The following is a 13,131-nucleotide window of genomic DNA, read 5'->3' as shown; positions in this document are numbered from 1 at the left end:
GACGATCTAATGAAATCTACATGGAAAGATAATGAAGAAGCGAAATTACTATGCTATGAACCTCAGGAGGTTAGGGATGAAAGGAATAATTTTAGCCGGGGGATCAGGAACGAGGCTCTATCCACTGACGATGGTAACATCTAAACAGCTTTTGCCTGTCTATGACAAGCCAATGATTTACTACCCGCTGTCAACGCTTATGTTAGCAGGTATTAAGGATATCTTGATTATTTCTACACCTAACGATATATCAAATTTTGAGCGGCTTCTAGGGGATGGTAAAAGATTAGGTATTCAACTTTCATATACAGAACAGCCTTCACCAGATGGGCTTGCACAGGCTTTTATCATTGGTGAAAAATTTATTAATGGCGAAAGCTGTGCAATGATACTGGGTGATAATATCTTTTATGGGGGTGGCTTAATACAACATTTACGTAAGGCAGCGCAACAGAAGGAAGGTGCGACAGTATTTGGCTATTATGTAGATGATCCCAAAAGATTTGGTATTGTTGAATTTGATGAGAATGGAAAGGCGATTTCTTTGGAAGAAAAGCCCGAAAGCCCAAAATCAAATTATGCTGTTACTGGCCTTTATTTTTATGATAATAAGGTATGTGATTATGCGAAAAGCCTAAAACCCTCTAAGCGCGGAGAATTAGAGATCACGGATTTAAACCGTATATATTTGAGGTGGGGCAAACTAGATGTAATTACCTTAGGTCGTGGGTTTGCATGGTTAGATACTGGCACAATTGATTCCTTAACAGAAGCATCAGAGTTTGTTAAAGTACTGGAAACTCGACAAGGAATAAAGATTTCAGCTGTTGAGGAAATTGCTTTCCGAAACGGATGGATTACTAAGGATAACCTTATGGAATCTGCAATGAAGTATGGAAAGTCAGCTTATGGTAAACATTTAAAAGCTGTTGCAGATGGCAAAATTATATATTAAAGCAGGGCAAACAATGAGAGTTATTAAAACTGACGTTTTGGATGTGTATATTTTAGAGCCGCAGGTTTTCGAAGATAATCGAGGTTGGTTCATGGAATCGTGGTCAGCGCGAAAAATGGAAGAAGCAGGGCTTTATTATAATTTTGTTCAGGATAATCAGTCTTATTCTGCACAAAAAGGGACACTCCGTGGATTGCATTTTCAAAATAGTTCTGCATCACAGGCAAAGCTTGTACGCTGTGGGCGAGGGTCCGTTCTTGACGTAGCCGTTGATTTGAGAAAAGGATCACCAACTTATAAAAAATGGGTTGCTATTGAATTATCTTCTGAGAATAAAAGGCAACTCTTAATTCCCCGTGGATTTGCTCATGCTTTCTTAACCCTTACAAACAACGTAGAATTTCTATATAAAGCTGATAACTATTACTGTCCAGAGGCAGAACGAAATATTATTTGGAACGATGAAGAAATCAATATAGCTTGGGGTATAGAAAACCCTATCTTATCTGAAAAGGACAAGAAAGCACCCAAATTGTACAGTAGCGATGTTGATTTCGTTTATGAGGAGAAATCAAAATGAAGATTATTGTAACTGGGGGAGCGGGCTTCATCGGGGGGAATTTTATTCATTATCTATTAAAAAAGTATGCAGAATATGAAATAATCTGTATAGATAAATTGACTTATGCGGGAAATTTAGAAACATTAGATCTGATGATCAATAATCCTCACTTTAACTTTATAAGAGCAGATATTGCAGACCGTAGGTTAGTTTATAAAATATTTGAAGAAGAAAAGCCCAATATTGTTATAAATTTTGCTGCAGAAAGCCATGTCGATCGTTCAATTGAAGATCCGGCTATTTTTTTACGAACGAATGTGGTGGGTACTCAGGTATTGCTTGATGCTTGCAGGCATTATGGTATTGACCGATATCATCAAGTATCTACCGACGAAGTATATGGAGACCTGCCGATAGACAGACCCGATTTATTTTTTACTGAGGAAACACCAATACATGCTTCAAGTCCCTATTCAGCTAGTAAGGCCTGCGCCGACTTGCTTGTACAGGCTTATTATAGAACATATGGAATACCAGTAACCATCTCTCGTTGCTCGAACAATTACGGACCATATCACTATCCGGAAAAACTGATTCCCTTAATGATAACTAATGTATTAAATGATAAGCCGTTGCCTGTATATGGTACTGGGGAAAATGTGCGTGACTGGCTATATGTAGAAGACCACTGTACGGCTATTGATTTAATTATTCATAGGGGTAAAGTTGGTGAAATTTATAATATCGGCGGACATAATGAGAGGACAAATTTAGAAGTAGTGCAGATCATCATCAAAGAATTGGGTAAAGGTGAAATCGAGTATGTAAAAGATCGTGCAGGACACGATAGACGCTACGCTATAGATTCCACTAAAATAGAAAATGAATTGGGATGGTATCCGGCAATAGAATTTAATGATGGAATTAAAAGAACAATTCAATGGTATCTGAATAATAGACAATGGTGGGAGAAATTTAACAGTGGAGAGAATAAAAAATATTATAAGAGTCTAAATACGCTTTAGGACGATGAATTTATATGGTATTGTTCCTAGCCTATTTCTAACATAAAGGAAAAAGGGGATATACAATGGCGATACAATTATTCAAACCAACATTTCACGTACAAGAGTGCCTAGCCGAAATAGAAGATTGTTTAGAAAAGGGATGGACGGGTCTTGGCTTTAAGACCGTGAAGTTTGAAGATAAATGGAAGGAATATACAGGACATAAATATGCACATTTTTTAAACTCCGCAACAGCTGGCTTACATCTTGCGGTTCAAATCTTAAAAACTCAAAATAATTGGCAGGATGGAGATGAAATTATATCAACTCCTATAACATTTATTTCTTCTAATCATGCCATTCAATACGAGAGGATGATACCCCGTTTTGCAGACGTAGATAAATATTTGTGTTTGGATCCGGAAGATGTGGAGAAGAAAATTAACCCGAAAACCAGAGCAGTTTTATTTGTGGGATATGGGGGGTGCTTCGGCCAACTCGATAAAATCATTGAAATTTGTAAAAAGCACAATTTGAAGTTGATTTTAGATGCAGCTCATATGGGGGGTACTAGGGTTCACGGGGTTTTTCCGGGTACTTTGGAGGGGGTAGATGTTGCTGTTTATTCTTTTCAGGCTGTTAAAAATCTTCCTACAGCCGACAGTGGAATGATCTGTTTTAAAGATGTGGAAAATGATGCACTTTGCCGCAAGTTAACTTGGCTTGGTATCAACAAGGATACATATGCAAGAAGTAATGATAAAGGAGCATACAAATGGAAATATGATGTTGAATATTTAGGTTATAAAGACCATGGAAACTCTATAATGGCAAGTATTGCCCTTGTTCAGCTAAAATATTTAGACGAAGATAATGCGTACAGAAGAAAGATATGTTCTTGGTATGATGAATACTTTAAAGGTTGTGAGAAGGTTCATCATATTCCTGTTTGTTACGGTGATGAATGCTCACGTCATTTATATGTGATAGCGGTTGAGGATCGTGAAGGTTTAATGGCAGCATTAAATGAAGCAGATATTTATCCAGGCGTACATTATCGTGATAATACAGAATATCAAATGTATTCGTATGATGATGGCAAGTGTCCAAAGGCAAGGAAAATATCCAATCATATTATTTCGTTGCCGCTTCACTTACAGTTAACAAAGGAAGATGTAGAGTATATTGCAAATAAAGTCATCAAATTTCTAAAGTAGGAAATTGATATGCTGCATCATTATTTCAAAGAAGAATTTCCACTGATTTTAAGACCACTTCGTGCAGATGATATAGAAGATATACGAAGATGGAGAAATTTAGATTATATACGTAATAATTTTATCAGTAATGAAATTATTACACCTATTGAACAAAAAGAATGGTTCAATAAATACAAAGTTATAGAAAACGACTTTATTTTCATCATTGAGGAGACCAACGTTATTCAAAAGAAAATAGGAACCGTGTCTATCTATAATTTTTCTAGAAGCAGTAATATAGCTGAATTCGGACGCTTTATTATAGGTGAAGCAGATGCACAGGGGAAGGGATATGGCGTAAGGGCTGCAATTATGGCTTGTGAGTTAGCTTTTAAGCAGTTGGGGGTAGAAAAACTTTTTCTTGAAGTTTTTGCGGATAACATGGCTGGTCGTCATGTATATACTAAAGTTGGTTTTCGTGAATATGATGAGCGAATGGAAAATGGGCGGAGACTAATATTTATGGAATTAACTAAAGTCTATTCGCAGATTCTTCGATAATATATATAAGCAAATTATTGATTTAAAATCAGAATTTCTATTAACGGAGTGATAGGGGGGAACTGAATGTCTACTCGTATATATGGACTCAGCGGGTCGGGGATGGATATAGATCAAATGGTTAAGGATCTAATGAAAGCTCAACGATCCAGTTATGATAAATTATGGCAGAAGAAAACACAAACGGAGTGGGCTAAAGAAGATTATAATACGATTTATTCGCTTGCAGAGAAATTCCGGAATACTACAATATCTAGCTTTAGAAAGTCAAGTTCATATCAACCGAAAGTGGTATCCTCCCCTAATGAGGCTGTGCTAACTGTAACGGCTAATGCTGATGCTGCAAATATCTCACACTCGATTTTAGTTAATCAGCTGGCAGATGGTGTAAAACTGTCAAGCAGTGCCGGTATCAGCGGAACTAATATTACCTTAGCAACTTCCGGTTATACTGCCGACACATCTCCTGTTGAGTTATTTAAGATTAATGGGAAGTCGGTTAAATTGACCATAACCGATCAAACGAATCTCAATGATGTTGTTAAAGCCATTAATGACTCAGGAGCGGGTGTAAAAGCAAATTATGATGCGACACTAGATCGATTTTATTTATATTCTAATAACTCAGGTTCAACTGCTTCGATTAATTTTGCGGGGAGCGGTGATACAGGTTTAGATTTTCTTTATAATACACTAAAATTAGATACACAAAATAATACGGTTAGTACAATGGGCATGCAAAGTCTGACCGATTTAGGAATGACGGGAACTGATACAATCTCTGCAAAATTTGGGATAAGTGCATCGTTTTTTTTGAATATTGCCGGCAATTCAGTTCAAATCGATCCTACAGATACGCTAGATATGGCTTTAGCAAAGATTAATAACGAAGCTGCAAAAGTGAATCCGGCAAATGCCACAGCGGCAACCTATGATGGAAAGAAGGTAACCATTAAGGCAGTCGATGCAGCTTCCGGTTTTAGCATCTCAGCTGCTGCAGGTGACTTGGTTGCACGTGATTTCTTGACTAACAAGTTACAACTTGGGCAAATAGGACAAGATGCTAAAATCAATCTGGATGGAGTAGATTTAACGCAAGCTTCAAATAGTTTCACTATATCAGGTGTTTCATATAAATTAAAATCAGTTTCAACAGTCGCTGCAACCGTTAACATCCAGGCAGATATAGATAAGACCATAGAAAATGTCAAAGCTTTTATCGAAGACTATAATACTTTTATTGGTGCCATTAATACTGAGCTTGCTGAGAAAAAGTATAAAGACTTTATGCCATTAACGGATGACCAAAAAAAAGACATGAAGGACAGTGAAATTGAGGCCTGGGAGAAAAAGGCGAGAAGCGGTCTTTTGCGGAATGATTCCAATTTAACAAATATGATAACAAACCTCCGTTCTAGCTTCTCTACTCAGATCAGCGGTTTAAAAGGTGATTATAAGAGCGCATCTTCCATTGGTATTACTACGGGTTCCTATATCAATGAGGATGGGAAGTTTGTTGCAGATTATAATAATAGCAATAAGCTCCATGTCGATGAAAATAAACTCCGTAAGGCCCTTGCTGAAGATCCCGATATTGTATATAAAATATTCGGGACTTCCGGTGATACAAATCAGACCAAAGGGGTAGCCAATCGTTTGTATGATCAAATGTATACTTCCTTGAGCAAGTTCAAGGATTATGCCGGATATCCGGGTGCTGCCGATATAAAAAGTTCTCTTGCAAAAAGAATTTCGAACTATAACGATCAACTAGGTTCAATGGATGAACGTTTATATAATATGCAAGAACGTTATTATAAGCAATTTGATGCTATGGAATCTGCACTTAATACCCTTAATAAGCAAAGCAGTTGGATATCACAGATGTTTGGCGCAAAGGGTTAAAGTTTATTAAATATTTTATAAGGATTATTTTGTAATTGGAAGTGATTGAAATGTTGAATTCACAGATGGCTAACGCCTATAAGAATCAGCAGATTATGACAGCATCTCCCGCACAATTAACCCTGCTTCTTTATAACGGAGCTTTAAAATTCCTGAATGAAAGCATCATTGCGCTGGAGCAGGGAGACATCCAGAAATCCAATTCTGCAAATCTACGCGTGCAAAATATTATTCGTGAATTTGTTGTTACTCTTGATATGAGTTATGAAGTGTCTAAAACCTGGGCCCAGCTTTATGAATACATTGAATACAGCCTGATTCAGGGCAATATCAAAAAAGATATAGGGCAGCTGCAAAATGCGAAAGGAATATTGCAGGAGATGAGGGACACCTGGGAAGAGGCCATGAAACAAACTCAAATTACTCGAGTGGCTGGAAAATGATAGGTGAAGAAACTGCTCAAAATTTGTGGATGCGCTATCGCTTTTTAACACTAGAAATGAAAAAATTCCTGGATAAGCAGGATATGGAGTTTTTTTATGAACTTTTGGATCAGCGGGAGCGCTTACAGATTATACTAAATCAAACGGTAGATGGTGGATTTAGAAACTCAATAGAAGGAAAAGCCTTGTTTCTTCAAATCCAGCAAGATAACCAGTATATTATCGAGCAGATGCAATTAAAGATGAGCATCAGTAAGCGAAATCATCAAGTAGCAAAAGCTTACGATGATTTCAATAATGACCAAATTGGCGGGAGAAATTGGAAAGGTTAATTTTAAAGGGTAGGAGGGATTGAGTTATGGTCAACGCCATTAATCCGCTGAATCCTTTACAGCCTAACGTTAATCAAAACTTAGCTCTACCGGCTGATGCTTTTCCCGGACAAAGAAAAGAAAAAGGAAATGATATACCTAGGTTAGTTATCGATCGCCGGCAGGAAGCTTCTTCGGCCCGGGAAGAAATTCCCCGTGAGGAAGTTGAAAGAGCCATGGATAAACTGAATCGCTTAATGAACTTGGTTGAAAAGCGGAGGAAGTTCCAACTTGACGAGAAATCTCGTCCTCTGCTGATTAAGATTATTGATGAAAATACGAACCAGATACTTGACGAAATTTCTCCGCAGCGACTGATGGATATTCTTGGTACGTTTTCCGAGGCTGTGGGGATTCAGGTCGATAAACGGGTCTAAATCGATATAATTTTAGATTTATGAATGCTTTCAATGAGGTGCTCTAATTTCACATTTTCTCAAAAAGTATACCCCCAAAATAGCGGGTCTTTCGATTCGTTATTATGGGGGTATTATTTTTCATTATATTATTGAACTTTGAACTTAGAAACTTGAGTGAGGAGTTCTTGGGCTACATTTTTTAATTGGCTGGAGGATTGAGCTATTGTTTCAATTGAAGCTAACTGCTCTTCCGAAGAAGCGGAAATTTCCTGCATACCTGCCGAGGTTTGTTCAATTACTGCGGAGGCATTGCTAGATTGACTAGCTACCTCTTTGGTTTGAATATCAATTTTCTCTAAGGCTGTGGAAATATCGTGAGAATTCTTTGCAAGTTCTGAAATGGCATCAAAGATCTTTGAAAAGCTTTCTTTTGTATTTTTTGCGGAAGCATCCATAACCTCTACGCTGTCTCGGGCTTGGGTCATATTACTGACAGCTTGATTTACCTTGCTATTAATGCCGTTAACAATCTCCTCGATTTTTTTCGTTGAATCACCGGATTGTTCCGCCAGCTTGCGGATTTCCTCTGCTACTACAGCAAATCCTCTTCCTGCTTCACCGGCCCGGGCCGCTTCTATTGAAGCATTTAAAGCTAAAAGATTTGTTTGCTCTGCGATGCTATTAATTGTCTCAATGATATTGCGGATCTCATTGGTCATAGTTTCAAGTTCAACAATTGAATCACCAACTTTTTTCGAATACGTACTGTTTTCTTCCATTTTCTGACCTTGCTTTTCAAGAGCCTTTTGACCCTTTTCAGCAAGCTCCAAACATTCTTTTGCCTTCGTTGCACCAAGATTGCTCATTTCAGAAGATTGGCCCACGATTTCACTTACTTTCTTAATGGCATCAGTTGAATTTTGGATCATTACCGATTGATTGCTGTTGCCTTGTGCGATTTGATTGATCGTCGTGACGACTTGTGTCAAGCTTTGGGTGGTTTCCTCAGTAGTTGTCGTTAATTCTGCAGAACTAGAGGCCAGTTTTTCAGCAACTAACTGGATATCACTTACGAGTTCCTTTATATTTTGATGCATGATCTTAATACTCTGATAAAGTCGGCCAATCTCATCTTGAGATTGAATATTAAGTTCAATGTCTTTTAAATCCCCTTCCGCGATTGTTTCAACAATGGAGGATATATCTGAAAGCGGTTTTGTAAACCGTTTTGCAAAGTAAAAACCCAATAAACCAACAATAAACGCAACAGCTGCGAGCAAGCCAATCGAAATATATAAAAGATGAGTGCTCGAAGCCATAGCTATGGAATATGGAGTTTCAACTGCGATTAACCAACCCGCCAGCTCGTTATAAGCATGGCTGGCAATGACCTTTTCTCCCTGGATATTCATCGTTTGCAAGGTTTCGTTTTCACTCTTACCAGACAATCCTTCTTTTACAAACTCCAAGGAGCTGAAATCTTCCTGGTCTTGCACATATTGTTCATTGGGATGAGCCAATACCTTCCCTTGCCTCGAAAGCACATATACGCTTGAACCGTCTTTTGATAGTTCTGTAACAAAGTCGGTAACCTGTGTGAGCTGTATGTTAGCCTGAAGAACACCGATAATGTTGTTGTCCACATCTCGAACGGGTGTAGCGATAACAACAATTAACTTACCAGTAGCTTTTGCAACAAGAATATCGGAGATATATTCTTCAGCTCCGCTCATAGCTTGCTTAAAAAATTCACGGTCGTTAATCTTTGTTAGTTTATCATTGTTGCTCTTAACGACTTGCTGACCCTCCGTATTATCAAGGGCAATAATAAGATCAGGATTTACTTTTACTGCTTCTTCTAGAATATTTTTGGCATTAGGTAAATCAAAATTCCGGATTGCAGGCTGCTTAGCTACCATATGTAGAGTAGTAAAATTGTTATCTAACATTCCTTTAATTTGGGATTCGGCAATTATGATTTTATCTTGACTAAGTCTATAGGTGTTCTGTTGAGCAACAGAAAAGTATGAGGGTATAGTTATGGCTGAGAAAATTAAAAGTGGAATTAAACTAGTGATCAAGAGCATTGAGAATAATCGTGTTCTGAGTTTCAAAATTATTTCCTCCTTACTTTAATCGAAAATGACAATAAAAAAATCGCTTCAGCGATAGTAAAAATGGTTCGGCAGCCTGGCAACCATCAGCATAACCCGGGAAGGTCCATGACTTTGCGTTCCTAGCTTTCGCTAAGTTTGCTATTATCGCGTAATTATATTAACTAAGTATGCCATAGAAGGTACGTGGTATGTTGTATTACCAATATTGATATTACAACAAATTGCAACATTTTGGAAGCAAAATGTGAAAAAAATTTCTTTCTCTTTACAATGCGTGTAAAATAATTTAATTGCAGGAAACTATATATTCTTATTTTTTGTCCAAAAGTCCTATTCCAAAAACAGACGAAAGTCCTAAGAAATGTCGGAAAATGGTGTTTACACACATTCGAGATAAATGATAGTATAGAGAAGTGTACTAAATTGTTACCTAATATTACTAAATCTTGATAAAAATCAAGGCAATTTAGAGGAATTCAAAAAAGGATGGCGAAATACACAAACAATAACTGGGGCGAAACATATTCAGTTCATTTAGATATATTTTGCAGATCTATTTAAGGTTTATCCGATGACTAACCGCCACTAAGACTCCCACTTCTTAAGTACGAAAGTATCCAGTGGATACTTTTGCCGAAACGCAAACTACACTGAACAACTTTAGCGGTGAGGATGAGATAAGTGGCGCTAAGTCCCTGGATAAGTCAACTAAATTTCAGATGGAGTTAAAACTCCACCTTAAGTAAGTTTCCTATATGTGAAGATAGGGGTGGGATAAATAAATGAGCGACGATGACAAAAAAAATGCAGGAGTAGACCTAGGTGAATTCTTAGAGTTCTATCTTTTGGATTCACAGGAACAGATTGAAAAATTAGGTTCAGGACTATTGCAGTTGGAAAAAGAAGGGAATAATTCTTCTCTAATCAATGATTTATTTCGATCAGCTCATAGTTTAAAAGGTGCATCAGGAACCATGGGCTATACTTCTATTGTGGCGTTAACGCATACGGCTGAGGATTTACTGGATCGCCTGCGTCAAGGGAAAATCGAAGTTTCTATGGATTTAATTGACGTATTATTGGCAATGACTGATCGTGTTAAAGCGATGCTGGCACAGGTTGAACAACATGAGGAGATAAGTATTGAGTATCAGGATATTGTCGATGAAATGAAAGCTTTGCTGAATGGTACCGGAAGCAGCGGATCAACACCGGTTAACAAAAATGATAATAAACAAATCAATAAGGGTTTTGTACCCCTTGATTTTATGTTGTCAGAAGAAGAAAAAATGAAACTCATCGATGCGCGAAGTTTAGGACATGGCATTTATCAGCTTGACATTAAATTTGCGCCGAATACCTTAATGAAAGCAGTCCGTGCTGTCATGGCTGCTCAACGGATGCAGAATTTAGGAACTCTTATAAAATCTTTGCCGGGTACCGAAGAATTGGAGAATGGGTCGTACGAAGGTTTCTCTATGCTGGCAATTTCGGATGAAACTCAGGAGGAGATCCGCTCGGAGATTTTAGAAGTTTCCGAAATTGATGAAGTATTAATTAATGGATATCCGGTCATGGAAAATGAAGAGACACAGCCGGAGCAAATGCCACAACCTGCATCGATTCAGCAAGGAAAAGATGAGGTTGCCGCAGCTTCAAATACCGCAGTTGCAACATCTGAAACAACGGTGGAGACACCCCAAAGCAAGCCTGTAGTTAAAGCAGCACCTTCACCATCGCCTTCTACAGGTGAGGGGAATAATCATCAGGTCCACACGATTCGCGTTGATACGGTTCGGATGGATAATCTTATTAATCTCGTTGGCGAGATGGTCATTACCCGGACCCGTCTGGTTCAAATCGGCCTTGATTTAAAAGAACAGCATAAGATGGATGCCTTGGTGAATAATCTGAATGAAACGACGGTTTATCTTGGTCGTTTAATGAATGACTTACAAGAAAGCGCAATGCGTCTGCGAATGGTTCCGATCGGTACTGTTTTCAGCCGCTTTCCGCGTCTTGTGAGAGATTTGTCGCGCAAAACCAGTAAGGAAATAGAGCTTGTTATTAAGGGAGAGGATACGGAACTGGATAAGACTGTTGTCGAAGTCATTGGCGATCCTTTGATGCACTTGATCCGGAACTCTGTCGATCATGGTGTTGAACATCCTCAAGAACGCTTGGCCGCCGGAAAGCCGGAAGTCGGGCAGATTACCTTAGATGCGTATCATGATGGGAATCATATTGCAATTTTGGTTTCGGATGACGGAGCCGGCTTAGATCTTCCCCGAATTCGTCAAAAAGGAATTGAAAGGGGTCTGATCAGTGCCCAAGAGGAATATTCTGATCGCGAGATTGCGAATCTGATTTTCCTTCCCGGTTTTAGTACGGCCGATAAGGTAACCGATATATCCGGGCGCGGAGTGGGAATGGATGTCGTTAAAAAAGCCCTGAATAATCTCGGGGGTGTTATCGATATTGACACCCGCAAAGGTTATGGAACAACATTTACGATCCGCTTGCCCTTAACGTTAGCGATTATTCAAGCGCTCCTCGTTGAAGTAGGGACGGAAATCTATGCTGTTCCGCTTTCTTCTGTCCTGGAAACCCTTCTTGTGGCCCGTAAAGATATAAAAACCGTCGGCGGTTTACCGATGGTGCAATTGCGGGGTAATACTTTACCCCTCATTTCTTTGCAGGAAAAATTCGAACAGCCCGAACCGGAAACAGCGAGTGAAGAAGTCTTTGTTGTCGTGGTTGGTTTAGGGGATAAATCCCTGGGCCTTATCGTTGACGGCCTCCGCGGCCAGCAGGAAATTGTGATCAAATCCTTAGGCGAAATGCTGAATAATCTGCCCGGCATTGCCGGAGCGACAATACTCGGCGATGGCAAGGTCACTTTAATCATAGATGTCGGCAGTCTTTTACAAGACATTATCGTCAAAAGGAAAGGCTAATATGATATTGTCATTCTGAACGAAGTGAAGAATCTAGATCCTTCGCCTAGCTCAGGATGACATGGATAAAAACATAGAGGAGGGCTTACAATGCCGGAAGAGCAACTCGTTACTTTTGGCCTCGGATCCGAAGAATTCGGGGTCGATATCATGCTAGTTCAAGAGATTATTCGTATTCCTCCTATTACAAGAGTTCCCAAGGCCCCCAGTTTTGTTGAGGGTGTCATTAATTTGCGCGGGAACGTTATTCCTGTTATTTCTCTTAGAAAACGCTTTGGAATGGAGAATGCAGAAGATACGGATCTCAGCAGAATTATCGTTTTAGAAGTGGACAGCCGAGTTTTCGGGATTCGTGTGGATGCCGTAACGGAAGTCATGCGGCTTGAGGACGATGCGATTGAGCCACCCCCGTCTATCGCGATGGGTGTAGATTCTCATTATATACGCGGCGTTGGGAAGATTGGAGATCGACTGCTGATTCTGCTTGATCTCGAACATATCATGGGTGGAGAGATGAATCATGACTCCGGCAACTAATGCCCCAATCACGGTATTAACTGAAGTTTCGCACCCCTTTAGGTGCTATTAGGTAAAGTTTTTGCAAACTCAAAATTGTAAATTACAACTCGTTATTACTTTTTAGCTAGCCTTTTCAACGTTTTTTAGCTGATTATTTAAAAAAGAATTCTCGAAAA

At 38.9% G+C, this 13,131-nt stretch carries 12 protein-coding genes and 1 riboswitch; of the genes, 11 read left to right on the top strand and 1 reads right to left on the bottom strand.

The genetic code is table 11. The features are described from left to right. Positions 1-76: 76 nt before the first annotated feature. From rfbA to VB077_RS11100, 9 genes are all read left to right on the top strand, one after another. On the top strand, positions 77-955 hold the full coding sequence (gene rfbA / locus VB077_RS11140) for a glucose-1-phosphate thymidylyltransferase RfbA (protein ID WP_323415314.1): 879 nt from the start codon (positions 77-79) through the stop codon (positions 953-955). Positions 956-968: 13 nt separating this feature from the next. Beyond that, on the top strand, positions 969-1,535 hold the full coding sequence (gene rfbC, locus VB077_RS11135) for a dTDP-4-dehydrorhamnose 3,5-epimerase (protein WP_323415313.1): 567 nt from the start codon (positions 969-971) through the stop codon (positions 1,533-1,535). Further along, positions 1,532-2,542, top strand: a complete 1,011-nt coding sequence (gene rfbB, locus VB077_RS11130; protein WP_323415312.1) for a dTDP-glucose 4,6-dehydratase — start codon at positions 1,532-1,534, stop codon at positions 2,540-2,542. Before rfbC ends, rfbB begins: the two co-directional genes overlap by 4 nt. Before the next feature lie 65 nt (positions 2,543-2,607). Beyond that, on the top strand, positions 2,608-3,741 hold the full coding sequence (locus tag VB077_RS11125) for a DegT/DnrJ/EryC1/StrS family aminotransferase (protein WP_323415311.1): 1,134 nt from the start codon (positions 2,608-2,610) through the stop codon (positions 3,739-3,741). A 9-nt stretch (positions 3,742-3,750) separates the two neighbouring features. Continuing rightward, on the top strand, positions 3,751-4,284 hold the full coding sequence (locus VB077_RS11120; protein WP_323415310.1) for a GNAT family N-acetyltransferase: 534 nt from the start codon (positions 3,751-3,753) through the stop codon (positions 4,282-4,284). A gap of 66 nt (positions 4,285-4,350) precedes the next feature. Beyond that, positions 4,351-6,189, top strand: a complete 1,839-nt coding sequence (fliD, locus tag VB077_RS11115) for a flagellar filament capping protein FliD (RefSeq protein WP_323415309.1) — start codon at positions 4,351-4,353, stop codon at positions 6,187-6,189. Between the two features lie 50 nt (positions 6,190-6,239). Then, positions 6,240-6,632 carry a flagellar export chaperone FliS gene (fliS, locus tag VB077_RS11110; protein WP_323415337.1) on the top strand — a complete coding sequence of 131 codons (393 nt, stop codon included), beginning with the start codon at positions 6,240-6,242 and terminating at the stop codon, positions 6,630-6,632. After that, the gene (locus VB077_RS11105; protein WP_323415308.1) at positions 6,629-6,964 is read left to right on the top strand and encodes a hypothetical protein; all 336 of its coding nucleotides are present in this window, start codon (positions 6,629-6,631) and stop codon (positions 6,962-6,964) included. The genes fliS and VB077_RS11105 overlap by 4 nt, the downstream gene beginning before the upstream one ends. A 26-nt stretch (positions 6,965-6,990) precedes the next feature. Then, entirely contained in the window at positions 6,991-7,380 is a 390-nt protein-coding gene (locus VB077_RS11100; protein WP_323415307.1) for a flagellar protein FlaG, read from the top strand. A 128-nt stretch (positions 7,381-7,508) separates the two neighbouring features. Here VB077_RS11100 and VB077_RS11095 read toward each other — a convergent pair whose 3' ends face one another. Then, entirely contained in the window at positions 7,509-9,476 is a 1,968-nt protein-coding gene (locus tag VB077_RS11095) for a methyl-accepting chemotaxis protein (RefSeq protein WP_323415306.1), read from the bottom strand. A gap of 67 nt (positions 9,477-9,543) precedes the next feature. Next, positions 9,544-9,629, bottom strand: a riboswitch (cyclic di-GMP riboswitch). Between the two features lie 632 nt (positions 9,630-10,261). Between VB077_RS11095 and VB077_RS11090 the strand changes: the two genes are divergently transcribed. Both VB077_RS11090 and VB077_RS11085 read left to right on the top strand, forming a co-directional pair. Further along, entirely contained in the window at positions 10,262-12,436 is a 2,175-nt protein-coding gene (locus tag VB077_RS11090; RefSeq protein ID WP_323415305.1) for a chemotaxis protein CheA, read from the top strand. Between the two features lie 90 nt (positions 12,437-12,526). After that, positions 12,527-12,973 carry a chemotaxis protein CheW gene (locus tag VB077_RS11085; RefSeq protein WP_323415304.1) on the top strand — a complete coding sequence of 149 codons (447 nt, stop codon included), beginning with the start codon at positions 12,527-12,529 and terminating at the stop codon, positions 12,971-12,973. The last annotated feature ends 158 nt before the right edge of the window (positions 12,974-13,131 follow it).

It is taken from the genome of Desulfitobacterium sp. (assembly GCF_034927245.1).
GTDB lineage: Bacteria > Bacillota > Desulfitobacteriia > Desulfitobacteriales > Desulfitobacteriaceae > Desulfitobacterium_A.
This window is presented reverse-complemented; position numbering and strand designations above follow the sequence as displayed.